General features: G+C 35.6%; 25 protein-coding genes and 2 tRNA genes. 15 read left to right on the top strand and 12 right to left on the bottom strand.

What is annotated here, in order from left to right; translation table 11 throughout:
• The first annotated feature begins 78 nt into the window (after nucleotides 1-78).
• The 3 genes from HYG87_RS03520 to HYG87_RS03510 all read left to right on the top strand — a co-directional run bounded on the left by HYG87_RS03520 (nucleotide 79) and on the right by HYG87_RS03510 (nucleotide 3,587).
• Nucleotides 79-1,380, top strand: a complete 1,302-nt coding sequence (locus tag HYG87_RS03520; RefSeq protein ID WP_211533847.1) for a nucleotide sugar dehydrogenase — start codon at nucleotides 79-81, stop codon at nucleotides 1,378-1,380.
• On the top strand, nucleotides 1,377-2,411 hold the full coding sequence (locus HYG87_RS03515; RefSeq protein ID WP_211533846.1) for an ATP-grasp domain-containing protein: 1,035 nt from the start codon (nucleotides 1,377-1,379) through the stop codon (nucleotides 2,409-2,411). The genes HYG87_RS03520 and HYG87_RS03515 overlap by 4 nt, the downstream gene beginning before the upstream one ends.
• A 135-nt stretch (nucleotides 2,412-2,546) precedes the next feature.
• Nucleotides 2,547-3,587, top strand: coding sequence for a hydantoinase/oxoprolinase family protein (locus tag HYG87_RS03510; RefSeq protein ID WP_211533845.1), 1,041 nt, complete (start codon nucleotides 2,547-2,549; stop codon nucleotides 3,585-3,587).
• A gap of 130 nt (nucleotides 3,588-3,717) precedes the next feature.
• Here the strand turns inward: HYG87_RS03510 and HYG87_RS03505 are convergent, their stop codons facing one another.
• On the bottom strand, nucleotides 3,718-4,236 hold the full coding sequence (locus HYG87_RS03505) for a CDP-2,3-bis-(O-geranylgeranyl)-sn-glycerol synthase (protein WP_211533844.1): 519 nt from the start codon (nucleotides 4,234-4,236) through the stop codon (nucleotides 3,718-3,720).
• A gap of 112 nt (nucleotides 4,237-4,348) precedes the next feature.
• On the opposite strand from HYG87_RS03505, the gene tes reads away from it, so the two are divergent.
• From tes to HYG87_RS03475, 6 genes are all read left to right on the top strand, one after another.
• Complete coding sequence (tes, locus tag HYG87_RS03500) at nucleotides 4,349-5,827, top strand: tetraether lipid synthase Tes (protein WP_211533843.1); 1,479 nt, start codon at nucleotides 4,349-4,351, stop codon at nucleotides 5,825-5,827.
• A gap of 18 nt (nucleotides 5,828-5,845) precedes the next feature.
• Nucleotides 5,846-6,835 (top strand): beta-ribofuranosylaminobenzene 5'-phosphate synthase, encoded by a 990-nt coding sequence (locus HYG87_RS03495; protein WP_211533842.1) that lies wholly within the window; start codon nucleotides 5,846-5,848, stop codon nucleotides 6,833-6,835.
• Between the two features lie 241 nt (nucleotides 6,836-7,076).
• Entirely contained in the window at nucleotides 7,077-7,562 is a 486-nt protein-coding gene (gene hacB, locus HYG87_RS03490; protein WP_211534200.1) for a homoaconitase small subunit, read from the top strand.
• Between the two features lie 95 nt (nucleotides 7,563-7,657).
• On the top strand, nucleotides 7,658-8,290 hold the full coding sequence (locus tag HYG87_RS03485; RefSeq protein WP_211533841.1) for an HVO_0476 family zinc finger protein: 633 nt from the start codon (nucleotides 7,658-7,660) through the stop codon (nucleotides 8,288-8,290).
• Nucleotides 8,291-8,320: 30 nt separating this feature from the next.
• On the top strand, nucleotides 8,321-8,980 hold the full coding sequence (locus tag HYG87_RS03480; RefSeq protein ID WP_211533840.1) for a protein-L-isoaspartate(D-aspartate) O-methyltransferase: 660 nt from the start codon (nucleotides 8,321-8,323) through the stop codon (nucleotides 8,978-8,980).
• Nucleotides 8,981-9,185: 205 nt separating this feature from the next.
• Nucleotides 9,186-10,463, top strand: a complete 1,278-nt coding sequence (locus tag HYG87_RS03475) for a tRNA (N(6)-L-threonylcarbamoyladenosine(37)-C(2))-methylthiotransferase (protein WP_211533839.1) — start codon at nucleotides 9,186-9,188, stop codon at nucleotides 10,461-10,463.
• A gap of 144 nt (nucleotides 10,464-10,607) precedes the next feature.
• Here the strand turns inward: HYG87_RS03475 and HYG87_RS03470 are convergent.
• The 4 genes from HYG87_RS03470 to hmtA1 form a co-directional block, all read right to left on the bottom strand.
• A tRNA-Phe gene (locus tag HYG87_RS03470) sits at nucleotides 10,608-10,680 on the bottom strand.
• Between the two features lie 2 nt (nucleotides 10,681-10,682).
• A tRNA-Val gene (locus tag HYG87_RS03465) sits at nucleotides 10,683-10,754 on the bottom strand.
• 455 nt (nucleotides 10,755-11,209) lie between these two features.
• Complete coding sequence (locus HYG87_RS03460) at nucleotides 11,210-11,701, bottom strand: rubrerythrin family protein (protein ID WP_211533838.1); 492 nt, start codon at nucleotides 11,699-11,701, stop codon at nucleotides 11,210-11,212.
• 262 nt (nucleotides 11,702-11,963) lie between these two features.
• The gene (hmtA1, locus tag HYG87_RS03455; RefSeq protein WP_211533837.1) at nucleotides 11,964-12,167 is read right to left on the bottom strand and encodes a histone HmtA1; all 204 of its coding nucleotides are present in this window, start codon (nucleotides 12,165-12,167) and stop codon (nucleotides 11,964-11,966) included.
• Between the two features lie 153 nt (nucleotides 12,168-12,320).
• Here hmtA1 and cofH point away from each other — a divergent pair, with 153 nt between their 5' ends.
• The gene (cofH, locus tag HYG87_RS03450) at nucleotides 12,321-13,442 is read left to right on the top strand and encodes a 5-amino-6-(D-ribitylamino)uracil--L-tyrosine 4-hydroxyphenyl transferase CofH (protein ID WP_211533836.1); all 1,122 of its coding nucleotides are present in this window, start codon (nucleotides 12,321-12,323) and stop codon (nucleotides 13,440-13,442) included.
• Nucleotides 13,443-13,516: 74 nt separating this feature from the next.
• Here the strand turns inward: cofH and HYG87_RS03445 are convergent, their stop codons facing one another.
• The 4 genes from HYG87_RS03445 to HYG87_RS03430 all read right to left on the bottom strand — a co-directional run bounded on the left by HYG87_RS03445 (nucleotide 13,517) and on the right by HYG87_RS03430 (nucleotide 17,369).
• A complete protein-coding gene (locus HYG87_RS03445) occupies nucleotides 13,517-13,870 on the bottom strand; it encodes a cyclophilin-like fold protein (RefSeq protein ID WP_211533835.1) in 354 nt (117 codons plus the stop codon).
• A gap of 13 nt (nucleotides 13,871-13,883) precedes the next feature.
• Nucleotides 13,884-14,576: a deoxyribose-phosphate aldolase gene (deoC, locus tag HYG87_RS03440; RefSeq protein ID WP_211533834.1), complete on the bottom strand. Its 693-nt coding sequence runs from the start codon at nucleotides 14,574-14,576 to the stop codon at nucleotides 13,884-13,886.
• A 64-nt stretch (nucleotides 14,577-14,640) separates the two neighbouring features.
• On the bottom strand, nucleotides 14,641-16,284 hold the full coding sequence (locus tag HYG87_RS03435) for a tRNA uridine(34) 5-carboxymethylaminomethyl modification radical SAM/GNAT enzyme Elp3 (RefSeq protein ID WP_211533833.1): 1,644 nt from the start codon (nucleotides 16,282-16,284) through the stop codon (nucleotides 14,641-14,643).
• A gap of 41 nt (nucleotides 16,285-16,325) precedes the next feature.
• Nucleotides 16,326-17,369: a site-2 protease family protein gene (locus HYG87_RS03430; protein WP_211533832.1), complete on the bottom strand. Its 1,044-nt coding sequence runs from the start codon at nucleotides 17,367-17,369 to the stop codon at nucleotides 16,326-16,328.
• Nucleotides 17,370-17,560: 191 nt separating this feature from the next.
• On the opposite strand from HYG87_RS03430, the gene HYG87_RS03425 reads away from it, so the two are divergent.
• From HYG87_RS03425 to HYG87_RS03415, 3 genes are all read left to right on the top strand, one after another.
• Nucleotides 17,561-17,845 carry a PRC-barrel domain-containing protein gene (locus HYG87_RS03425; protein ID WP_211533831.1) on the top strand — a complete coding sequence of 95 codons (285 nt, stop codon included), beginning with the start codon at nucleotides 17,561-17,563 and terminating at the stop codon, nucleotides 17,843-17,845.
• 12 nt (nucleotides 17,846-17,857) lie between these two features.
• Complete coding sequence (locus HYG87_RS03420; protein ID WP_211533830.1) at nucleotides 17,858-18,160, top strand: DUF2098 domain-containing protein; 303 nt, start codon at nucleotides 17,858-17,860, stop codon at nucleotides 18,158-18,160.
• 417 nt (nucleotides 18,161-18,577) lie between these two features.
• The gene (locus HYG87_RS03415) at nucleotides 18,578-19,087 is read left to right on the top strand and encodes a DUF308 domain-containing protein (protein WP_211533829.1); all 510 of its coding nucleotides are present in this window, start codon (nucleotides 18,578-18,580) and stop codon (nucleotides 19,085-19,087) included.
• 223 nt (nucleotides 19,088-19,310) lie between these two features.
• On the opposite strand, the gene HYG87_RS03410 is transcribed toward HYG87_RS03415, so the two are convergent.
• The gene (locus HYG87_RS03410; RefSeq protein WP_211533828.1) at nucleotides 19,311-19,745 is read right to left on the bottom strand and encodes a type II toxin-antitoxin system RelE family toxin; all 435 of its coding nucleotides are present in this window, start codon (nucleotides 19,743-19,745) and stop codon (nucleotides 19,311-19,313) included.
• Between the two features lie 208 nt (nucleotides 19,746-19,953).
• On the opposite strand from HYG87_RS03410, the gene HYG87_RS03405 reads away from it, so the two are divergent.
• Together HYG87_RS03405 and HYG87_RS03400 are read left to right on the top strand one after the other, a co-directional pair.
• Nucleotides 19,954-20,550, top strand: a complete 597-nt coding sequence (locus HYG87_RS03405) for a DUF998 domain-containing protein (protein ID WP_249164885.1) — start codon at nucleotides 19,954-19,956, stop codon at nucleotides 20,548-20,550.
• A 166-nt stretch (nucleotides 20,551-20,716) separates the two neighbouring features.
• Nucleotides 20,717-21,559, top strand: a complete 843-nt coding sequence (locus HYG87_RS03400) for a UbiA family prenyltransferase (protein ID WP_211533827.1) — start codon at nucleotides 20,717-20,719, stop codon at nucleotides 21,557-21,559.
• Nucleotides 21,560-21,607: 48 nt separating this feature from the next.
• Here HYG87_RS03400 and HYG87_RS03395 read toward each other — a convergent pair whose 3' ends face one another.
• Together HYG87_RS03395 and HYG87_RS03390 are read right to left on the bottom strand one after the other, a co-directional pair.
• On the bottom strand, nucleotides 21,608-22,159 hold the full coding sequence (locus HYG87_RS03395; protein WP_211533826.1) for a DUF2115 domain-containing protein: 552 nt from the start codon (nucleotides 22,157-22,159) through the stop codon (nucleotides 21,608-21,610).
• Between the two features lie 30 nt (nucleotides 22,160-22,189).
• Nucleotides 22,190-24,268: a DEAD/DEAH box helicase gene (locus HYG87_RS03390; protein ID WP_211534198.1), complete on the bottom strand. Its 2,079-nt coding sequence runs from the start codon at nucleotides 24,266-24,268 to the stop codon at nucleotides 22,190-22,192.
• Nucleotides 24,269-24,312 lie beyond the last annotated feature (44 nt).

The following is a 24,312-nucleotide window of genomic DNA, read 5'->3' as shown; positions in this document are numbered from 1 at the left end:
CATTTAAACTATGTGGACTTAATCCACCCTCAGTATAATCATTAAAGTAGTGATTAATTTATAAAAATAGGGGAAAAAATGACTGAAGAAAAAATCAGAATCGCATTATTTGGTTTAGGCCATATGGGACTACCAACTGCTGCATTATTCGCTGATAACGGATATAAAGTGGTGGGAATTGATATAAACTCAGAAACAGTTTCCATGGTCAACGATGGGAAATCACCAATTATGGAACCTGGACTCGATGAACTGGTAGAGAATGTAGTTAAAAAAGGCCTTTTAAGTGCAGATAATGGTATTTCTACCTTAGTAAAAGATTCTAATGTGATGATAGTGGTAGTTCCTACCCCTGTTGATGAAAATAAATGCTCAGATCTTTCAGCAGTTATTTCTGCCTGTGAAAGCATAGCTAAAGTTTTAAATAAGGATGATCTGGTAATTATTGAAAGCACTATCCCTCCCCATACCTGTCAAAATATCATAATTCCCTTATTAGAAAAAAGTGGTCTTAAGGCTTCCAAAGATTTTGGGGTGGCTTATACTCCTGAAAGGGCATTACCTCAAAACACTTTATATGAAATGACTCATAATGCCCGGGTTATTGGGGGAGTAGATCAGAAGAGTGCAAAAAAAGCAGCAGCATTATATGGTAAAATTACTAAGGGAGAGGTTATAACTGTTGAAAATCTGGTAACAGCCGAAATGGTTAAGCTCATGGAAAATACTTACCGGGATACCAATATTGCACTGGCCAATGAACTGGCCCTAGTATGTGAATCACTGGGCATTGATGCTATCCACGCTATAAATGCTGCAAATTATCACCCCCGGGTTAATATACATAATCCTGGTCCGGGGGTTGGTGGGCACTGTCTTTCTATTGACCCTTATTTCATTGTGGAAATGGCAAAAGAAGGCCGTTATCCTGCCCGACTAATTGAAACTGCCCGGGAAATAAATGAATTCATGCCTCATCATGTGGCGGGACTGGTAAAAGAATCCCTGGAAGCATGTGGAAAACGTTTAATAGATTCAAAAGTAGGTCTGCTGGGGGTGGCTTATAAAGGCAATGTGGCAGATGCTAGAGAAACTCCAGCTGAACCGTTTATAAGGGATATAATCCAGAAAGGAGCGGAGGTTCTGGTACATGATCCCTTTGTTGAAGAGAATACCATAAAAAATATGGGAGGAGTAAGTGTTGCTTTTGAAGACGCTTTGAACTGTGATTGTGTGGTTTTAATGACAGACCACGATATCTACCGTCAAATTACTCCTGAAATGATTAAAAACTCAATTTTAATCTGCACACGCCCTATACTGGACCCGGCAGAATTTAAAAAAAATGGAGTTATTTTTAAGGGAGTAGGTAGACCTTGAATTTATTGATTTTTGAATATGCTACCGCCTCTGGTTTCAATGATCCTTCACTTTTGGCAGAAGGCCAGGCCATGCTGGAAGGTCTGCTAGAAGATTTTCAAGACTTTAAAATACATTATCTCATATCTGAAAAATTTTTAAGCCCGGAATACCTTGAAAAATGGAAATCCGCCCAACCAATAATCTTAAAAGAAGATTTAAGGCAATGGATAACCAAAAATATCAGTGCATATGATGGCTGTCTTTTTGTTGCTGCAGAAGAAGACATGGAATTATATGAACTAACCCTAATTATGGAAGAGCGGGGAGTTCAGGTTTATGGTTCAACTTCCCAGGCAGTTTTGAATTGTTCTGATAAACTTAAAACATATTCTATACTCAAAAAACATGTTCCAGTTATAAATACTTATAAAATAATCCTGGAAGACTTTAAATGCCCTGAAAATCAGGAAAAATATGCTCTACTAATTAAAAACAAAAAAATGGTCTTTAAACCCGCTGATGGGGTGGCCTGCCAGGGAATTAAGATTGTTCACTCCTTTGAAGATTTAAAAAAGGCTGTTGAATCATTGAATACTTTTTTACCTTATGCTCTATTACAGGACTTTGTAGAAGGGGAATCCTGCAGTGTGAGTCTATTATCCACCGGGGATAAAGCACTTCCTCTGACTTTAAATCGGCAAAAAATAGAATTCATTGGAAACGGAATGGAATATCATGGCGCGGAAGTTCCCTGGGACCATGAACTTGCTAAAGAAGCTTTAGAAGTTGCTAAAAAAGCTGTTGAGTCTGTGGATGGCCTTAAAGGATATGTGGGTGTTGATTTGATTTTAAATAATCAGGTGCATATACTGGAAATCAATTCCAGATTAACTACTCCTTTTGTGGCTATTAGAAAGTTATCTTCCGTTAATATGGGGCATGCTATACTTGATGCAGTAAAAGGAATACTCCCTGAAGATTTAAATTGTAAAGGAAAGATATTTTTAGAAAAAAGTGGCAATAATCTGATTATTACAAATCAAAAATGATTTTTGGTAAAACTTCTAACTTTTTATTAAGAGATGATTCAGGAAAATTATGATATTTCGTGATTCACATGACAAATTCAATAACTGGGATTTAAAATAAACATATTATAATTAAATATCACAATCGGTGAAATAATGAAGATTGCAGGATTTGACATAGGTGGAGCCAATACTGACCTGGCCATAATAGATTTTGATACTGACGGGGACATGGGAAATATCCATGTGGATTACTGCTACCTCCCTATGTGGGAAAAAAAAGACGAATTGAGTCATTCCCTTCTTAAACTTCTAGGGGACGAATTAAATGATATCGACGCTGTGGGAGTTTGCATGACTGCCGAACTGGTGGATGCTTATCAGACGAAACGTGAGGGAGTACTGGATATATTAAAAAAGGTAAAAAACACTTTTTCAGTACCTCTGGGTTTTGTAGGACTGGAAGGTATTCTGAAGCCTTCCCAGGTATTTAAAGATCCTTTGAAAGTAGCTGCTGCTAATTGGATTGCTACTTCACAGATAGCAGCTATAATGGATTCTGATTGTATAATGGTGGATGTAGGAAGTACCACTACTGACATAATACCTATTAAAAATGGTTCAGAATGTGCTAAGGGTAGATCTGACCTGGAAAGACTGGGAACAGGTGAACTGGTTTATACTGGAACCCTGCGGAGCAATGTGGCAACAATTACAGATAAAGTACCTCTGGATGAGGGATGGTTTCGGGTTTCTTCTGAACTTTTTGCCATTTCAGCTGATGTACATAACGTGCTGGGGAATATAAATCCCAAAGATTACATCTGTGATACTCCTGATCGGGCGGGAAAAACCAGTGAAGATTCTATGAGACGTATTGCACGAATACTTTGTGGAGATCTGGATATTTTGTCTAAATCTGATATAATTTCCATATGCGCATATTTACACCATAAACAGACGTCAAATATAGCAGAAGCCATACAAGAAGTAGGCGATATAGAATTTATGGAGAGGGTGGTTGCCACGGGCCTGGGAATGGATGTTCTGGCATCTCCAGCAGCACAAATGGCCCGGATGAATGTAGTAACCATGGATGAATTTCTAACTCCAGAGGAATGTGTGGTTGCACCTGCAGTGGGAACGGCTCTGATGATGGAGGAGTTCTTACAGGATCAGGATTTCACTTCCTCTTGATTAGTGCTTTTCTAGGGATGATTATTCACTTAAAATCAATAAATCTGGATTCATTCCTAATAAAAAGAAATTATGTTTAAAAAGATTTTTTGTTTAAAATGAAATTTAATTATTCAAATTAATATAAATTTTAATACCATACCTCTTTAATCCCCATACTATAGGCCAGTATATTGGCAGAAAGATGGAGTATGATGGTAATTAAGAGTACTAAAAGTATTAAAACTGGTTCCAGGGGCACAATTAAAGAAGATAATAACAAAGCACCTACCACAAAATCTAACTGATCTAATATCGGAGCGGGCCTTCCGCGACTAATATTTAACCGGCGCTTAATAAAACTACCTGCTGCATCTCCTAATAACGCTCCGGCTCCTAAAGTAAATCCTAAAAGCAGGCCCTGCAGAATATTTCCTGAAATTATTCCCTGTATAAGACCAATTAAAGTTCCAATTAATGTACCTATAATGGTTCCTCTCCAGGTTACACCATCACCTAATATTCTCCTACCATCTCTAAAATCATGTCCAAAGTCAAGGGGAACCCCACCGCCAAAGGTTAATGCACTGACATTTGCTAGATAAGCAGGCAGCATAAAGTATATTACATAGGCAATCATATTCAAAATATTGATTATATCTGGATTCATTATTTACCTCCGGAAATCGACGAAATCGATGAAATTATTTCCATGTTACAACGATGAATAAAATTGATTTATATGATTTATAATTTTATATTAAATATATTTGGGTGAAATTATGGTTATCAAAAAGACAAAAAGTCTCTGTCCTGAATGCTTAAAACCACTGGATGCAGAAGTTTATGAGGAACAGGGCAAGGTCATGATAAAAAAAGAATGCCCGGAACATGGTTCTTTTAACAATGTTTATTGGAGCGATAGTGATATTTACAGGAAAGCTGAAGATTGTGATTATGTGGGTAAAGGCTTAAAAAATCCTCATACCGACATTGACAAAAACTGTCCGATGGATTGTGGTATCTGCCCTGATCATGAAAGTCATACTATTTTAGGCCTTATTGATGTTACCAATAGATGTAATTTAAAATGTCCGGTTTGCTTTGCCAATGCAGCGGTTTCTAAATATTTATACGAACCCACTTATGAAGAAATAAGGCAGATGCTCCGGAATTTGAGAAGTAATAAGCCAGTCCCTACTCCGGCTATTCAGTATGCTGGAGGAGAACCCACCATACGAAAGGATATTGTGGATTTGATAAAGCTGGCCAAGGAAGAAGGATTCAGCCATACTCAAATTGCAACTAATGGTATCAGACTGGCTAAGAGACCTGAACTGGCCAAAGATTTAAAAGAAGCAGGATTAAATACAATTTATCTTCAATTTGATGGAATAACTGAAGAACCCTATATAAATAATCGGGGAAAAAATTTACTGCCTTTTAAAATTGATGCCATTGAAAATTGTCGAAAAGCTAATTTAGGTATAGTTTTAGTTCCTACCATAGTAAAAGGGATAAATGATAATCAAATAGGGGATATTATTCGTTTTGCAGTGGATAACCTGGATATTATTCGTGGTGTTAATTTCCAGCCTGTTTCGTTTGCAGGAAGAACTCCTGCGGATCAGGTAGAGGCCCAGAGAGTGACCATACCTGATTTTCAGAAAATGGTTGAAAAACAGACTAACTCTAAAATTGCCCTGGATGATTTCTATCCTGCTTCTTCGGTACATTCCATATCTGAATTTGTACAGGTTCTGGAGGATGAACCCCAGGTTACCTTTACCTGCCACCAGCACTGCGGTACAGCAACCTACATTTTCATTGATAATGGTGATATAATCCCTATAACTCGTTTTGTGGATGTGGACAGGTTCTTTGAACTTCTGGAAAAAAGCACCGGGGATATTAAAAATGGGGGAATTACAGGTAAAGCAAAATCTGTAGCCAGGGCTACCCTGGAGTTACCCCGTACCATTGATCGTAGTGAGGCCCCGGAATCAGTGGATATTAAAAACATTCTGACGTCTGTTTTTAAAGACAGATCTTACAAATCTTTAGGCGATTTCCATCATAAAACTCTCTTAATTTCTTGTATGCACTTTATGGATCCCTGGAATTTTGATGAAGATCGTGTAAAAAGATGTGTTATTCACTATGCATTACCTGATGGACGCATCATACCCTTCTGCACAATGAATTCCATTTATCGACAAGAGGTTGAAAAGGAATTTTCTATCCCCTTAAAGGATAATTAAATTATCATGGTTGTTTAATTGATTATTGAAACTCATTCCCGACTACATTTAACTCTAATTGATTTAAATGGATCCCGGGGTAGAATGGATGGTGGGGTGGGAATCACCATCAAAGACCCCCAATTAGTCATCAAAGCTCAAATGATAGATCAGGGTATCCAGGTAAATTTTGAGGATTCTAAAAATCTGGATTCAAAATTGATGGAGGAATACACTCAAAAGATTATAAAAGCTGCCTCAAATACTATTCAATACTTTAATCTTGATGGTGGTTTTGTTTTTACTGTATTAAAAACATATCCGGCCCATTCTGGACTAGGATCAGGTACCCAAATATCTCTGGCCACTGCTAAATTAATAACCGAACTCCATCAACTGGAATTGGAAACTAATAAAATGGGTCAGGTGGTGGGCCGGGGAGGCACATCCGGTATTGGGGTTGGTGCCTTTAGTCATGGGGGGTTTATTGTGGATGGAGGCCATAAGATAAAAGAAAAAACAGGTTTTCTCCCTTCTTCAGCATCCAATGCATCACCTCCACCATTAATTGCACGTTATGATTTTCCCCAAGATTGGAAATTGGTTCTGGCCATACCTGATACTAAAGAATGGGTTTCAGGTTCTAAAGAAGTCAATATTTTTCAAAATTATTGCCCCATTCCTCTGAGGGAAGTTGAAACTCTTTCCCATATCATCCTGATGAAGATGATGCCTGCTGTTTTGGAACATGATCTGGATGATTTTGGAGAAGCTATAAATGCTATCCAGAACATTGGCTTTAAAAAGATTGAAAGAAAACTTCAGCCTAACTTAATCAGTGAAATTATTGAATCTATGCTGGAAGCTGGTGCTGCTGGTGCTGGTATGAGCTCTTTTGGGCCTACTACTTATGCTATTACTGATAATAATCCTGGAGAAATAATTAAAGTGATTGAGGATGCTACTGAGGATATGAATTGCCATATTGTAGTTACCCAACCTCAAAATACTGGTTCGCGCATGGTATAATATACTCTTTAGAAATTCTAATCACCGTAAACGGTGATAATTTTATATATCTTTTTATTGCACTAAGATTATTTAAGTAAAGTTAAATAAATCATATTTATTCTTAACTTTTCAGAATTAAAAATCATTGACCACTTAACATTACAATCTTTAAAAAAAAATTGGAAGTAAGTTACTATTTTCACATACTAATTCTACTTATAAATTTTTTACTAGTCACTACTTAAGGAGCAATTTTATGATAGAACCAATTACTGGAAAAGTATGGAAATTTGGAGATAACATCGATACGGATGTTATAATCCCTGGCCGTTATTTAAGAACTTTTAGTCTGGATGATCTAGCATCACATGTCATGGAAGGAGTAAGGGATGAATTTGCAGATAAAGTGGATAAAGGTGACATAATAGTTGCTGAATGGAATTTCGGATGTGGATCTTCCAGGGAACAGGCTCCAGTGGCATTAAAACATGCAGGTGTTTCTGCTATAATCGCCCGGTCCTTTGCAAGAATTTTCTACCGGAATGCTATTAATATTGGGCTTCCTGTAATTGTTGCAGATATTGAAGTACGTGAAGGGGAAAAAATACAAATTGACCTGGAAAAAGGTGAAATTCTAAATTTAACTACCAATAAAACTTTTCAAATAGAACCCTTTAAAAAATTCATGCTGGAAATTCTTCAAAATGGGGGGTTAGTGGATCATTTTCTACAAAAAAAACCATAATTTTATTAAATATTTTTATAAATTGAAGATAAATATATCTATTATAGATAAATCTACGATACACTACTCAATTGATTTATAGGGAGTAATATAAAATGAAATGTCCCATATGTGGATCTGATTCTTATGAAGTATTAAAATCTAAAAAAGAGACATCTAAATCCAAATTTATTGAGAAACTACTTTTAAAATGCAAAGAGTGTCAGACGGTTTATAGAAATGAATTAAGTCATAATAAACCTATTAAATTCCGCATTATTGTCAGTGAACATGAAAAATCATATAAAGACTTTGTGGAAGTTTATCCTGATGAATTATTAAAGGTAGGGGATGTGCTTCCCTTAGGTGAAATCAGGGTTGAAATTACTTCACTGGAGACTAAAAAAGGTTCAAGAGTTTCAAAAAGTATTGTAAGTGATTTAGATACTATATGGGGATCTTCTCTCGATACTCTGGCCCGGGTTGGAATTTCAGTTGATTTTCATGGAAGAATATCATCTTATAAAGTGGAAGTAGAACGGGATTTTATATTTAATATAGGAGATCTAGTGAAAATAGAAAATACCATATTTAAAATTAAATCATTAAAAACCATGGATCGGAAGATGAGAAAAGGTTCTGCAAATGCAGGAATAATTAAAAGAATTTATGGGAGACCTTTTAAATCTAACACATTCAATCAGGATTTGACCAGCAAAATAGTCAAATCTTCCACTTTAGAAAGCTAAGATTCAATCACTTACATTTTAAGGGATTATATGAAATCAGAATTGTCTTTACCAAGGAAAGAATTGGTGGCTCGATTAGAAAGTTACGGGATTATCCGCTCACCATCAGTCAAAAAAGCCATGGAAACTGTCCCCCGGGAGGAATTTTTACCAGAGGAATTCCAATCACGAGCTTATTTAGATCAGCCCTTACCTATTGGTGAGGGTCAAACCATATCTGCCCCTCATATGGTAGCCATCATTTCTGAAAAACTTGATTTAAAGAAGGGAATGAATGTTTTGGAGATAGGTACCGGATTTGGATATAATGCCGCTATTGTGGCAGAGATAATTGGCGAAGAAGGCCATTTATATAGTATAGAAAGGATCAGTTCCCTGGCGGAAGTAGCTAAAAAAAATTTAAAGCTTACTGGATATGATAAAAGAGTTACAGTTATAGTGGGGGATGGTACTAAGGGTTTACCAGCACATGCTCCCTTTTCCAGGATATATGTTACCGCCGGTGCTCCGGATATACCTGAGAGTCTAAAAAATCAGCTAGAGATAGGTGGAAAACTTATAATCCCGGTGGGGTCCTCTAACTATAATCAGGAGTTAATAATCATTGATAAAATTGGCGAAAACAAATTTAAATCTAAGAATTTAGGTGGAGTGGCATTTGTACCACTCATAGGTGAATATGGCTGGTAATATAACCGGATAAGATATTTCATCATTCTCATTTTTTTCCTGAATTTCTAAAAATCAGAGATTCAGGTTACTTTTTATCTAATTTTTTAGAGAACCCTCTATTATTAATGATAAATATCGGTATTTTTACCATTGTATTTAATTTACTACCTTATTTAGAGTATGGAAGGTAACTTAAGATAATAAACGTCAAATTGAGGATAAAATGAAAGTTTACATTGAAACATTTGGATGTACTTTTAATCAGGCTGATTCCCAAATCATGGCCGGAATTCTGTCTACAGAAAATATAAATGTGGTTTCTAATGTGGAAGATGCTCAGGTGATTATTATAAACACCTGTTATGTGAAACATCCCACAGAACACAAAGTTATAAACCGCATAAAGAAGATTCAAAAAGATTTTCCAGAAAAAAAGTTAATTGTAGGGGGGTGCATGGTGGAAATTGAACCAGATAAATTATCCCGAATTGCACCTGAAGCAGGATGGATAGGCCCCCATCAAATTCAAAAAATAACTCAACTGGTTAAATCAGTTCTTGATGGTAAAAATGATCATCTTACTGGAATATCGTCTGGATGTAAAGCAGGACTCCCAAAAATTCGTTCCAATCCTATGATTCATATTATCCAGATCTGTGAAGGATGTATGGGTAAGTGCACTTACTGCTGCACCCGTTTTGCCCGGGGAGGATTACAGAGTTATCCCAGTAAATTAATTGTGGAAGAAGCCCGTCAAGCAATCCAGGAAGGATGTGTGGAGATTCAATTAACTGCTCAGGATACAGCAGCTTATGGGAAAGATACTGGTGAAAAACTTTCAGATTTAATAAATGAAATAACTGCTCTGGATGGTAATTTCCGTCTCAGGATTGGCATGATGCATCCTAAAAGCATGATGGATGATGTAGAAGGCTTGATAGATTCATTTAAATCGAACAAGGTTTACAAATTTATTCACATCCCTATCCAAAGCGGTAGTAATCAGGTTCTGGAAGATATGAACCGTTGCCACACAGTAAATGAATATAAAGATATTATTAATAAATTTAGAAGGGAAATACCGGAAATAACCCTGGCTACAGATATTATCGTGGCTTATCCTACAGAAGATGAAAAGGCATTTCAACATACCTGCGACTTCTTAAAAGAGATTAAACCCAATTTCGTCCATTTATCTAAATACAAACACAGATATTTAGCTGAATCATCTAATCTAGATGAAATTGAATTCAAAGAACTTAAAAAACGTTCTAAAATGATTGAAAAAATTAAAACTGAAATTACCAATCAGGATAACCTTAAATACATTGGAACCATTCAGGAAGTTTTAATAGTAGAAAAAGGAAAAAAGGGCGGTTTTATCGGTAGAACTAATTCTTACATGCCTGTAGTGGTGAAAAATGCAAAAATAGGGGAATTTATCCATTTAGAAATCAGTGATTCTACCAGTACCTATTTAAAGGCTTCAAATAATGGATAATAAATAGATAATGATTCATATCTAAGATTAGTTTAAAATAAGTACTTATGATTTAACATACCACTACAAAAGCATCTATTAATCTTATTATAAAATTGAATTTATATAATTTAAATTTATTTTTAAAATAAAACCTATATTAAATGCCGTGGGCCGGACTTGAACCAGCGACATCCAGATCTTCAGTCTGGCGTTCTCCCAACTGAACTACCACGGCAATGGGCCGGACGAGATTCGAACTCGTGATCACCTCCGTGTCAGGGAGGTATCATACCCCTAGACCACCGGCCCTAAAGGGCGTCCATCTAGGTTATAGCTGTATTCCTATATAACCTTTTCCCTCAAATGGATTAAATCTTTTATTTTATACTAATTTATTATTAAATCTATTAATACCTTTAATAATGTTAGAAATTTTTTCCTAGAAAACCAGGACTCTTTAAAAATATTTATTTAGATATAATTTAATTTATTTTAAATTTTATATGAATTAAAAAAGATGACTAATTTTCCATCAAATCTAACTATAACTTTATTTACAGAATACTGCAACCAAAATAAATAGATAGTACTACTTCTACAATTTAATAATCCGTAATATAAATATTATGCAGGGTTGTATTGTTATTGATTTATAATGAGGAGTTGGGGGGTGAGTATTGCTGATGGTTATATCATTATTCTCTTAATCCTAAAAAATAACAAAACAGTAAGAAAAAATAAGAAAAATTTTAATTATTAATGAATTAATCTACTTTTAAAAATTCTTCAACAGGGGCATTGCAGATGGGGCATTTTTCCGGTGGTTTTTCTTCTACTGTATTCCCGCACCAGTTGCAAACATAGTAATCAACCATTACCTTTGATTCTATATTTTCCAGAGCTTTTTGATAGAGCTGGGCATGAATTTTTTCCACCTGGTTGGCTACATCAAAAGTCCACTCAGCCTGTTTATTCCCTTCTTCTTTAGCTTCTTCAATAAAATCAGGATACATTTCTTCAAATTCTGCAATTTCACCTTCAATTGCAGTTTTCAGGTTTTCTTCAGTGCTTTTAATACCACCCATTGCATCTAAATGGTTATGGGCATGCACGGTTTCTGCTGCAGCAGCTGCTCTAAAAAGCCGTGCGATATGAGGATATCCTTCCTGGTCTGCTTTTTTAGCAAAAGCCAGATACTTTCGGTTTGCTTGAGATTCTCCTGAGAATGCTTCTTTTAAATTTTCTATATTGCTCATAAATATTCTCCTTTAAGGTCGTATTAATTTAAAATAGATATATAAATAAATATGTCTATTAAATCTTAATTTAATAGGAAAGTACTTCAATTTTTGGATTTTAGGATAAATAAATCATCATTCATATAATGAAAATAAAATCTGAAAATGAAGGGGTTCTTTAGGGGTATAAAAACAAATCCAAAGAATCATATTAATAAAAATACATTTTTTTAAAAAATAAAAAGAGTAAAATTAAAAAAAATTGAAATAGGCGCTAAAATTATTGTTTAGCGGCCATTTCAATGTCGCTAGCCTTGACAGTTTTTCTTCCAGCGTGTTTTGCAAGTTCGACAGCTTTCCGGGAGATTTCTTCACCTTTCTCTTCCAGAGCTTTTGCTAAAGCCTCCTTTGCATCGTCGCTGATTCTTTGTGCACCGGCATTTTTTATGATTCTGCCTACTGGTGCAATAGGTAATTCGGCCATAATTTCACCTCCAAATTTACCTAGGACTCTAATATATTTAAATTTATCGGTAATTATTGAGTCTGAAAGCATAATTCTCAACTTAATGTATGGGCAATAGATATCTTCATCAAACCAAAACTTTTAAAGATATAGAACCAGATATCAATTCTCATGTTGGGTAAGCTGAATATTAAACCCCGTACTGAGCAAATTTTAGAACGAGCATTAAAAGGCCCTATTTCTTCAGAAGATGCATTATACCTTTTAAATGTCACAGGAAATGATTATAATGCTTTATTAATCACGGCAGATATTATAAGGCAGCAATTGGTTGGAGATGAGGTAACTTTTATTAAAAATTGGAATATTAACTTCACCAATATATGTTCTGGAACATGTGGGTTTTGCGCCTTTAAAACAGACCAAAACCACCAGCAATCTTATTTTTTGAAAGTTCCGGATATGGTAAAAAGAGCAAAAAAAGCAGTTGAAGCAGGTGCCAGGGAGATATGCATTCAGGGTGGACTGCATCCTGATGTTGATGCTTATTTTTATGAAAACATTCTAAAAAGTGTTAAAAATGAACTGGGAGATGTTCACTTGCATGCCTTTTCTCCTATGGAGATTTATTATGGCTCCCAAAAATCTGGACTTAGTATTGATGAAACTTTAAAAATATTAAAAGAAGCAGGTTTAGGATCAATGCCCGGAACTGCAGCAGAGATTCTAAATGATGATGTACGAAAAGTAATCTGCCCGGGAAAACTAAATACATCCGAGTGGATAGAAGTAATTGAAACGGCACATAAGTTAGGAGTTCCCACCACTTCCACCATGATGTATGGTCATGTGGAAAGTCTGGAGCACCGGGTGGAACACTTGAGCATATTAAGGGATATTCAAAACAGAACCCATGGTTTTACAGAATTTGTTCCACTAACTTTCATGCATCAAAAAGCCCCTATTTATCAACAGGGGTTAGCCAGACCAGGAAGTACAGGTGCCCAGGACTTAAAGCTTTATGCTGTGGCCCGGTTGATGTTTCACGAATCAATAAAAAATATCCAGGTTTCATGGGTTAAATTGGGATTTAAATTTTCGCAGATATGTCTGATGGCTGGGGCCAATGATATGGGTGGCACACTGGGGGAAGAAAATATTTCTAAATCTGCAGGAGCTTCGTATGGTGAAAGAACAGATCCTGAAGAATTAATACGAATAATTAAAGATTTGGATAGGATACCTGCTCAAAGAGACACCCTCTATCAGCACATAAATCCGGTGGATTATTAAAATAATAATCTATTTATCATGTGATCTTTTATTAAATTTACATGTGGATTAATATTTCAATTTTAGGATTTAACTCATTTTAAGGGTTTTAATATTATTCTATCTCCTTCACGGACTTCGAATAATAATTCCAGATTTTCAACCACTTTCCCTATATGATTAACTTCAGAATAGGGTTGGGTAGAACCAAAAAATATGCAAAAAGCAAAACCTGGAGGCCAGTAAGAAATATCTCCTGGTTCTGCAGTCTTAGATGGATTTTCATAATCCAGGGTAAGGGGAATATCAAAATATATTTCTTCCAGCCAGAGAAGTGCTCTTCCTTCCATAGGAAGGCTTTCAAATATTTTAGTGGCAGTTTCTGGATTTCTTTCATCTAATTGAGCTATTGCCTTTCCCTTACCTTCCAGTTCAATTTGAATTCTCATTTTTATCACCAAACTATGATTTTTTTTGGAGTTCCATCATTTCTTTTATGATTTTTACTCCACTGGATGTACCCAGTTTACTGGCACCTGCTTCAATCATGGCCTGGGCTGCTTCCAAATTCCTTATACCTCCAGCTGCTTTTATTTTCATGGGGGGGCTGATATTATTTTTCATCAAAGTCACATCTTCTATGGTGGCTCCAGAAAGACCACCATAAGCAGTTGAGGTTTTAACATAGTCGACTCCTGCTTTTTTGCTAATTACGCAGGCTCTTATTTTTTCTGCATCAGTCAGATATGCTGTTTCAAAAATAACCTTTACTACTTTTCCCTGGGCAGCATCCACCACAGATTTTATATCTTCCAGTAATTTATCTTCTCTATGTGACTTAATAGCCCCTATATTCATCACCATGTCTATTTCTTCTGCACCATTTTCAATAGCCTCTATAGCTTCAAAAGCCTTAGTAGATGGAGTATTAACTCCGGCAGGAAAACCTATAACTGAACAAACTTTAACTGGAGTATTTTTCAGGATTTCATAAGCTAATGATACATTAGTGGGGGTTACTACTGCACAATCAAAACCATATTCTATGGTTTCACTACAAAGTTTTCTGATATCTTCTTCAGTTGCATCAGCCTTCACATTAGTATGATCAATCATTTTAGCCAATTTTTCTACAGGTTTTAATTTTTTCAACATATTCATCCCCTTTAATTTTTAATTGAACTATTTGCCCTGAATTTTCCAGATATTAAAGACTTAACTAAAATTTTTTAGCCATATAGGGCCCTTCCTTATAATATCCGAATTTGCGGTAATAGTCACGCACCCCTATTCCACTGGTAATCAAAATTTTATCCTTATCAAATTCAGAAACCGCTATTTCTTCTGCCCGGGCTAAAAGTTCTTCTCCATATCCTCTGTGCTGACCCACTTCACTTTCCTTTTTCCCCAGAGGTATTAAAGGACCATAAACATGCAGCTCCCTCACAAGAGCAGTTTTATCTGTAATTTCTCTACGATGGGCATGATTTGAAGGTATTCTAAGGCGCAGGAATCCGGCTAAAATATCACAGGAGGGGTCTTCAAATGACAAAAATATTTCCTGCCCACCTGCAGCTTCATATCTTTCTTCAGTAAGTCTCATTTTTTTTTCAAGTGATTTTAATCCATTTAATGATTTATGTCCCACTTCACGGCATCTAATGCACTGGCACTGTACTTGTTCCTGGTTTAATCTATCATAAACCAGCTCCCCCAGGTTAGACTTTTTTACTCCTGCTTCTATGAGGTTGGATGGTATGTCCCGTTGTATACGCATGGTCCTTACCCATTTAGGAAGAATCTTTTTTATTTCCACAATTAAATCCACTGCTTCCTGACTGGTATATGGTTCATAATCTCCTTTTTTCCACATATCATACAACAAACTTCCCTGGGTAACCAGACAAGGGTAAATTTTCAACATATCTGGCTTAAAATCAGGATCATTAAATAATCTTCTGAAAATACGCAGGTCACGTTCAAAATCAGAAAAAAGCCCGGGCATGAGATGCATGGCTACTTTTATTCCAGAATCTCTCAAAATTCTATTAGAATCGATAACATCCTGAATATTGTGCCCTCTTTTTACTCTTTGGTAAATAAAATTGTACAGGGTTTGCACTCCTAATTCCACCCGGGTAACACCCAGGGATAACATACGATCCACATCTTCCTTCCGGCAATAGTCTGGTCGGGTTTCAAAGGTAATTCCCACGCAACGGACGGGACAATTTTCATTGGCTTCTTGAGCATCTTTTAGTAGCACATAATCATAATCACCATAATGGGGGATTTTGATTGAAGGGAGGGGATCTTTATTTTCAGCATTTTTCACGAATATTTTCTCCCCAAAATCAACCATGGCCTGCAAACATTTGGATACAAACCATTCCTGATAACATAAAAAGTGGGAAGGGAAAGTTCCTCCCATAATAATTAGTTCCACTTTATCCAGCGGGTGTCCGATACTGTGCAGCTGGCTCAAGCGGTTATATACCTGCAGATAAGGGTCAAAGTTATACATCCTGGCTCTGAGGGCTGCAGGCTCTTCCCCGGTGTAACTAGGCGGTGCTTTTTCACTTTCAGGACAATAAAGGCATCTACCATGATGGCACTTCTGTGGCTGGCACATGACTGCCACAATGGCCACACCAGAAATAGTACGGGTGGGTTTTTTCTTCAAAATAGGGATTATTTTTTCTCTTTCTTCTGGAGTCGAATGTTCCAGGATTAAAGAATTGCTCATGAACTTTTCCAGGTTGAAATCCCGGCAAAGTTGACGTTTAGCCTTTTCCAGATCTTCTTTTGAAACAATTTTTTTTTGAAGTATATTATCAATTATTAATCTACAGGCGTCTTCCATGACATGTTCTCCTGAATATAACTCTAAAAATCATTAAAACTTTATTGAACTTTGTTTCTCATCAAATTCAAGACCTTTAATATATCCGTTTTAGACACGATTCCAGTTAAACGATTTTCCTCCACTACAGGCAAACGCCCCAGATTATTTTTATTAAGTTTTTCCAGGGCAGATATAACCTCTTCATGGGGGGATACAGTTATAATATCTTCAGTCATAACCTCTCGGATCATGGAATTTTTATTATATTTTGACTGGGATAAATCCTGGAAGGTCACAATGCCTACCAGTTTCTGGTCTTCTATAACAGGGTAGCCCATATGTTTATACTCGAATATTTTATTCAAAGCTTCTTCTATGGTGATGTGAGGGTCCAGAGTTTTTACTTCGGTGGTCATAATATTTTCCACCAGCATCCCCTTTAAAAGAGAGGAAACTATGGTGGACTTATATTCCTGGTCTGCACCGATATAAATAAAAAGTGCAATCAATATCAGGAAGAAATTTACAAAAATACCAGCTACAGCCATTATAACTGCAAATATTTTTCCAATACTTACAGATATTTCAGTAGCTCTAAGATAATCCATTCTTTCTGCAAGAATAGCTCTTAAAACCCTTCCGCCGTCCATTGGAAATGCAGGTATTAAATTAAAAACCGCCAGGACTACGTTTACCAGCATGAATTCTAATATAAAATTACTTATAAATCCCGGTAGTAAAGTCAGAGTGAATTGATATGTGAGGTATAATATTATTGCAATTATCACATTAGTTAAAGGACCTGCCAGGGATATAAATAATTCCTGACGGGGCTTTTTGGGTACTTCACTCATCTGTGCTACTCCACCAATAGGGAGTAACACTATCTTTTTAATTTCCACTCCATATTTTTGCGCAACATAGGAATGGGATAATTCATGGATGACCACCGTTGCAAAAACCAGGGTAATTAAAATTGCCAATTGGAGAGGTATTATATTGAAAAATGCTAGAACATAGATAAATATAATTAAAAGTAAAAAAGAAATATCCAGTTCTATAGGTATTCCAAATACTTTCAGTATTCTAATTGAGGTTTTCATGTAATAACTAGTTTATATCTACACTAAAATAAAGATTTTCAAATAGGCTAATTTAATTATAAATCAGTTTTTTTGGAAATACATTTGTATTCTATATATGCGGGATTTAAATTTCTACAATTAAATATAAAATAATATAAATGATTTTAAACATAAAATTTTCATGTCTTCAAGTAAAAACTGGTGTTTAAATGAAAGTTAGTGAATTTTTAGGTAAGAAAGTGCTGGATAAAAATGGATTTGAGATTGGTAAAATTTCAGATATGGTTATTGATCCTTTAAAAGGTTCAATTGATTCTATAAATATTTCCAAAGGGGATATGTCATTCAAATCTCAAAATTACCTGGTTTCTGTTGATGAACTGGATAAATTAGGAGATTATCTTATATTGACTGTGAGTATGGATGATATGGAATCTGAAGATAAATCAAGTGAGGATTCCTCCTCCATATCCATTGATGTGGATGTGGATTAGGGGGTAATTTCTATGGAAGTTAGGGATTTAAGGGGTAAAGTCGTAACAATTGGTTCTATGGTTCGTTATACTGGAACCGGAACATCAGGTGAAGTATCTGCGGTAAAAGTAGAGAAAAAGCAGGGTTGGGCTAAAATGAATGATTCTGATTTATGGTACAATACGGAATATTTGGAAGTATTTACTAAATCAGAAACAAAAAAATCTAGAAATAATCAAGATAAAACCACTGCTGCAATGGAAAAGTCTAAAAATATGAGAAAGGGCCTGGAAGAAATAGCTATGGGATCCGAATTATGTGATGGTGGGGGATAAACCATATTTTCCTATTTTTTAGTTTAATCACCAATAAATTTGAAACATACTACATTAGAAAACTTATAAAATCACCAGGAATATTTTAAAGAGGATTCTAAGTAGTACTGAACTATTTGCGATGATTTGCAGGATTTCATAACCTGGTTTATCAAGACTTTAATAAGAATTTGAACTAAGTGGTAAATCAGATTCGCTTTAATTACTATGAACTTAATTTGTTCTTCAATTAGCTTAATTATCTTTTAAAAATATATTCTCGCATTGAAAATCAATCAACTAATTTTGATTATATTATGGATATAAGGGCTTCTACTTAATTTAAATCATTTTTTTATTCTACTCCAGTACATGTAAAATTATAATTAATACTTTAACTAAACATAAATCTGCAGGGGCAGTTTTGGAGGTGAAAAAATGCAAAATAATACATTACTGGGTATATTAACCATAATACTGGGATTACTGGTAATTACCTTCCCCTTATTCAGCATATTTACAGTAAGTGTACTGGCTGGATTAGGAGTAATCTTCATAGCAATCTGGTTATTATCTTTAAGTTTTGGATCATGGGCCCTAAACAAAGGGGTCAGCATACTTTACTTACTATTTGGTATAATGGCATTGATTTTAGGATTAGGACTATTCGGAAGCATAGTTGCCATAAGTGTTCTAGCCAGTTTATGGTTCTACATTGGTGGGTTTTTCCTTATAATTGCCGGTATAATGGGACTATTTGCTCGAGAAGGAACCTTCAATAAAGGATCCAATGTTATCATAATCCTTTTGGGTATCATATATGTATTACTGGGTTCATGGGCATGGGATCCATATTTTCTGGCATTAATTATAGGATTGAGTCTTATAGTAGATGGAATATCTTTATTTTTTGTAAATACATCTGAAAAAATGGAATCAGAATCTTAATAATTTGCACTGCCCCTCTTTTTTATCATACTTAATTATTACTATTTTTTTAATACATATATTCTGGCTATAATATTCAAATGCAGTCATGTTTTATCTAAGAAAAAGATAATTTAAGAAGAACCTGATACTCCTGTGGGGGATGGAGATGATTTAGATTTAATTCTCTAAAATTAATAGGTTATACCGCTCTTAAAAGATCCAAGGAATTTAAGGCTAAACACTATCTTATATAAATATGATCGTGATGATCATAATCTTCTAAAATTATATTATCTCCATCAATAATGTAAATTAAAACAAAATCTCCTATATGCACCCTTCTACTGCCATGGAAATCTCCTGAGAGTGGTTTAAAATGTTCAGGATTTTTTGCAATTTTCTCAATTTTTGTCTTTATCTGCGAATATTGCTTTTTGTCTTTATCTGCAACTTTTCCCAATTTCTTACGGGCAGCAGAAGATATTAAAATATTATAATCTGCTCTTTCTTTCAGCCATAGCTCCTGGAAAAGCTCTAAACATTCTTTTAAATCCACACACTTTTCTTTTTTGATATCTGCTTTAATTTTATTTAATTCTCCCATATAAGTGAAGTTTAAAAAAGGGCTTTTAGTGGAGTTATCTGAGTTAAAACCATTTTTTATACTCTTTTTCATTATATCACCATGATTTAAAAATATCATTTATAAAGCAGGTTAAGTATTTAAACTGCCAGGAGTGAATTATAAATCTTATTAAACCTATAATATATTATATTATCTACATTCTAACTGATTTAGATAAGGAGGTATTGGTATTAATATTCAAAGAGGGAGTAAATTCAAACCGGAAAAAGATTACTACAAAATCGCAGGGATTATCCTTTTGGTTGGGCTTTTACAATTCTTTACAGTTCTCAATCTGGTAGAAACTCAGTATCCTGGATACAGCACCTCAATAAATACAATTAGTGAATTAGGGGGCAGTATTCCTTTATTGGAACCTTCTTCCACTATATTTAACCTGAGCTTGATTATTATGGGAATTTTAACCATGGTTGCAGTTTATTTTATTTTAAAAAGTGGAGGATGTCGCTTATTTTCTGCCTGCCTGCTTCTATTTGCTATTTCAATCATTGGAATTGGAGTATTCCCTTTATATGCTGGAGAAATACACTCTTTTTTTACCATAATCGCCTTTATTTCAGGAGTTCTGGCCGTAATATTCTCCTATCGACTGGGTCTTAATATACCCATGGTAATATTATCCCTGGTAGTAGGGTTTACTGCACTTATAACTCTCATATTAACATTTTCATGGGGTTTAGGGCCTTCAAATCCATTAATACAACTTCTGGGTAAGGGAGGTTTACAGCGATTCATTATGTATCCGGGGATGTTGTATCTCATTGGGCTGGGAGGTTACCTCACCAGTAGGGGAGAAGATTGGGTTAGGCTCAGATTTTCTAAAGGATATTTTTAATATCTCAAAAAAATTAATCAAGTATTTATATAAAAAAAACTAATTCAATACTTCAGGTAAATCCTGGTGGCCTGTGCCCAATTAGCTGCACATTCGAGCTCACGTTCCGAAGGCTTCCAGGTACTGATATTTTATTATTCTAATTTTCAAGGGGTAACTAATTTCCATGATATTAAAACCAGTAGTTACATTATTTCGGCTTGATCTCTCATTAGCTGCAGGTATATGTGTTATTGTAGGAGAAATAGTTGCTCTGGGTCAAATACCTCCCCTTAACCAAATAATAATGGGCTTTGCAGCAGGTTTTTTTATTTCCAGTTCATCCTTAATTTTAAATGATTATTTTGATATGGAATCTGATAAAATTAATGCACCGCACCGTCCTTTGCCTTCAGGGAGGATTAGACCATCACAAATAATTGTCCTGTTTATTATCACCACATTAATCGGCTTAATCATCGCATCTTTAATCAGCAACCTGGCCTTTTTTGTTGCAGCAATATTCTGGGCCACAGGGTTTTTATACAACTGGAAGCTAAAAAGAACAGGTTTGCCCGGCAATCTGATGGTTAGTTCTTCAGTGGCCATTACCTTTATTTTTGGAGGCATTGTGGTGGAAAATCCCTGGAACATATTTATTTGGCTTTTTAGTGCTATAGCCTTTTTTATAGACCTGGGTGAGGAGATTATTTTTGATGCACTGGACATGTTAGGGGATAAAAAGATAAATTCACATTCAATAGCTTTAAAATATGGCCAGGAAAAGGCATTTAAAATATCATATATACTATTTTCCCTGGTGGTTTTTATAAGCTTTATTCCCCTAATAGTTGGTGGCCTGGGGCGTTCTTATCTGGCCATGATATTAATTATGAATACCATAATTGTTTTTTCTATTTTCAAAATATTAAAAACTCCAGATAAAGATCAAAAAAGAAAATACGCACGTTTTATTTATCTGGGTGCCAGTTTGGGACTTCTAGTTTTCATAATTGGTCAATTGATTTAGTTTAAAATTTATAAATTTTACTTATTTTCAGGGTTCCCTAATTCTAAATTAGTCAGGTAGGTCTTCTTCCTGCACACTCACACAAAAGCGGCACAGGGCCCCGGGAGTATTCATCTGTTTTTCTTTCACCGGACAATAATAAATGCCCTTTTCATATCTGAGTATAAAACCCCCGGGGAACCGGGTTCCTACAGGATGTATGGATTCTTCCCTGACAAAAGCAGTATAAGTAGCCACAATCATGGCAATATGGCTAAAACAGAGCTCTTCATGGCATTTAACATTTCTTTTTTGTTCATTTAGAACTCCAAGAAACTCTTTTAGTTTTTCAGTATCCACCAAACCTTCATATTCTTCCTGGTCTTCCTTTAAATCTTTGATACGTAGGAAAAATGCTTTTGTAAATCGGGATATGAAATCATCCCTTTCTTTAGGAGGCATGAATTTAGCATCTTCCCGGAGATAGATACTGGCATCCATAATGTCTTTGATATGCAATTGAGATGCTTCTTTTTTTAATATATTCAGTAGCTCTTTTTTACTGAGCTTTTCTGAAAATTTTAAATCTTCAAGTGGGCCGGGGTTTTTTAGAATCCTCATATATATCCCCTTAAAAAATTTAATATTCTCTTAGCTTTGAGCATATCTATGTACCGCTGCTGCTAATTTAGGACCTATACCCTCTACTTTCTGAAGCTCTTTCTCAGTAAAAGGCCTTAAATCTTCACCAAATGCTTTAAAAAGAGCTCTAGCTCTTTTCCTACCCAATCTTTTTACCCCCAGAACCAGAGGTATTAATTCTTCTTTAACACCATAGTAAAAACGGGCAGACAGGATATCTAAATCACCCAGTGGTTGGTAAATTCCCAAAACCTGACAGATATCCCGGAAGAACTTAACCATAAGTGATGCTTCATAGGCGGCCCGACGGGTGGTAGCAGCATATACATGGAAAGCATTTTCAATTTCATATTCATTTCGTTCATCAATCCATTCCATTAAAGAAGCGGCGGTTGCTTCTGCATTCTGCATATCAACCGCAAATATTCCTGCGCTGGACAATTTCTCCCGGACAGGATCCTTACTTTTACGACCCTTAAATGATATTAGGGGAAGATCAGGGGTGTGACATATCTGATAAATAAGCTTATAAATATCCAGTTCATCCATATTAGATGCAAATTCCTTTAATTTAACTGCGGTTTCCACACTATAGTTAGATTTAGCAATTAATAATCCCAGGGAAGTAGTTTTTAGTCCTTCCGGAGTAGCCTGTAATATCCCATTATGCATTAAAAATTCCACTGCATTATTTATTTCATATTCCATACTCTCGGCAGCAAATGTACTCATATAAGGACTATTTTCCATTTGATATCCATAAAATGTTTTTGAAAAAAATTCCTGAAGTTCAACCGGGTTTTTTGCCATAGAAGAAGCTATTTGGGCTATTATTTGCCTGTAAATCGCATCTTTATTTTCAATTAGTTTGGAATGGGTTGGTTCGATTTCTCCCTGCACATAATATTCCTGTAAATCATAGGCTTCGTCCAGAGTTTTTGCAATCAGATAAGAGTATCCCACATCATCATATTGTGGACGGCCGGCACGTCCGGACATTTGCTCATAATCAAATACAGGAATCTTTTGTGGGCCCTGAGATGTCCATCGGGTGTAATCCCTGATTACAACACTCCGTGAAGGTAAGTTAACTCCATACATTAAACTGGGGGTAGCGGTAATCATGAGTAGATTTCCTGAACGAAATTCGTCTTCAATAATCTCCTTTTGTTCACTGAAAAGGCCCGCGTGATGGAATGCCACCCCGTTTTTAGCAGAATCCGCTAATTTTAAACAGATACTGGTAGGTCGGGATCCTTTTTTTTCAGGTACCTGTAGAATTTTTTCAGAAACTTCTCTAAAAGCTTTCTTCCGGGAAGGGGGTACTTTATTTTTAATTTTATCTGCCACAAAACTGGCCAGGGACTCGGTAAATCTCCGGGTGGAAACAAAGGCCAGTGCCTGTGAATTTTCTTCTAATGCCTTTTCTAATATCTTAACAATAACATCGTTCTTATTTCTGGTACTGAACATTTCAGTATTGAGCACTTCTTTATGCAGGGGCACTGGACGGAAATCATGTTCAACTACCCGGGCATTTAACCACCCTGCAATTTCTTCCATATTTTGCAGAGTGGCTGAAAGTGCCACAATACGCATCCCGGGATTTACCATATGGGAACGAGTTAGGGCACATTCAATGGTGGGTCCCCGGGAGTACTCTCCTATCATATGGAATTCATCCACAATCAAAAGATCAACTTCCCGTAGATGGTTCCATGAAAAACGGGTAATACTATCAAAAGATTCAAAAACCATTACTGATAAATCACTGGATTGGGGATGCCTTCCTACTGTAAAACCGTATTCTTCCAGTAATTTAAACTCTTTTAATTTTTCATTTTGAATAGAAAGAAGAGGAACTGCATAAATAACTTTTCCTCCGTTTAAAAGGGTCTTTATGGCTGCTAAGACTCCTAAGAGTGTTTTTCCGCTGGCGGTGGGAATGGCTATAATGTAATTATCCTTTGCATCCAGGTATCCTGATTCAATAACTGCTTTTTGGGCAGGATTAAAATTCTCAATATGGGGGTAACACCCCTTTATTATATCCTTCAGATTGTAATCAAGAGTTTCCATGATAATCAGCACTTTTAGGTAAGATTGTGGAAATTTCAATTCCTTTATTTTTG

Source organism: Methanobacterium alkalithermotolerans (assembly GCF_018141185.1).
In the GTDB taxonomy this organism is placed as follows: domain Archaea; phylum Methanobacteriota; class Methanobacteria; order Methanobacteriales; family Methanobacteriaceae; genus Methanobacterium_F; species Methanobacterium_F alkalithermotolerans.
This window is presented reverse-complemented; position numbering and strand designations above follow the sequence as displayed.

Excerpts from the sequence above, each read along its gene's own strand:
- HYG87_RS03430 (WP_211533832.1), bottom strand. The coding sequence starts at position 17,369 with ATGAAAACCTCAATTAGAATACTGAAAGTATTTGGAATACCTATAGAA.
- HYG87_RS03395 (WP_211533826.1), bottom strand. The coding sequence starts at position 22,159 with ATGAGGATTCTAAAAAACCCCGGCCCACTTGAAGATTTAAAATTTTCA.
- HYG87_RS03520 (WP_211533847.1), top strand. The coding sequence starts at position 79 with ATGACTGAAGAAAAAATCAGAATCGCATTATTTGGTTTAGGCCATATG.
- HYG87_RS03445 (WP_211533835.1), bottom strand. The coding sequence starts at position 13,870 with ATGAGAATTCAAATTGAACTGGAAGGTAAGGGAAAGGCAATAGCTCAA.
- HYG87_RS03480 (WP_211533840.1), top strand. The coding sequence starts at position 8,321 with ATGAAATCAGAATTGTCTTTACCAAGGAAAGAATTGGTGGCTCGATTA.
- tes (WP_211533843.1), top strand. The coding sequence starts at position 4,349 with ATGGTTATCAAAAAGACAAAAAGTCTCTGTCCTGAATGCTTAAAACCA.
- deoC (WP_211533834.1), bottom strand. The coding sequence starts at position 14,576 with ATGTTGAAAAAATTAAAACCTGTAGAAAAATTGGCTAAAATGATTGAT.
- HYG87_RS03410 (WP_211533828.1), bottom strand. The coding sequence starts at position 19,745 with ATGAAAAAGAGTATAAAAAATGGTTTTAACTCAGATAACTCCACTAAA.
- HYG87_RS03510 (WP_211533845.1), top strand. The coding sequence starts at position 2,547 with ATGAAGATTGCAGGATTTGACATAGGTGGAGCCAATACTGACCTGGCC.
- HYG87_RS03475 (WP_211533839.1), top strand. The coding sequence starts at position 9,186 with ATGAAAGTTTACATTGAAACATTTGGATGTACTTTTAATCAGGCTGAT.
- HYG87_RS03435 (WP_211533833.1), bottom strand. The coding sequence starts at position 16,284 with ATGGAAGACGCCTGTAGATTAATAATTGATAATATACTTCAAAAAAAA.
- HYG87_RS03420 (WP_211533830.1), top strand. The coding sequence starts at position 17,858 with ATGGAAGTTAGGGATTTAAGGGGTAAAGTCGTAACAATTGGTTCTATG.
- HYG87_RS03400 (WP_211533827.1), top strand. The coding sequence starts at position 20,717 with ATGATATTAAAACCAGTAGTTACATTATTTCGGCTTGATCTCTCATTA.
- HYG87_RS03485 (WP_211533841.1), top strand. The coding sequence starts at position 7,658 with ATGAAATGTCCCATATGTGGATCTGATTCTTATGAAGTATTAAAATCT.
- HYG87_RS03505 (WP_211533844.1), bottom strand. The coding sequence starts at position 4,236 with ATGAATCCAGATATAATCAATATTTTGAATATGATTGCCTATGTAATA.
- cofH (WP_211533836.1), top strand. The coding sequence starts at position 12,321 with ATGTTGGGTAAGCTGAATATTAAACCCCGTACTGAGCAAATTTTAGAA.
- HYG87_RS03460 (WP_211533838.1), bottom strand. The coding sequence starts at position 11,701 with ATGAGCAATATAGAAAATTTAAAAGAAGCATTCTCAGGAGAATCTCAA.
- HYG87_RS03415 (WP_211533829.1), top strand. The coding sequence starts at position 18,578 with ATGCAAAATAATACATTACTGGGTATATTAACCATAATACTGGGATTA.
- hmtA1 (WP_211533837.1), bottom strand. The coding sequence starts at position 12,167 with ATGGCCGAATTACCTATTGCACCAGTAGGCAGAATCATAAAAAATGCC.
- HYG87_RS03425 (WP_211533831.1), top strand. The coding sequence starts at position 17,561 with ATGAAAGTTAGTGAATTTTTAGGTAAGAAAGTGCTGGATAAAAATGGA.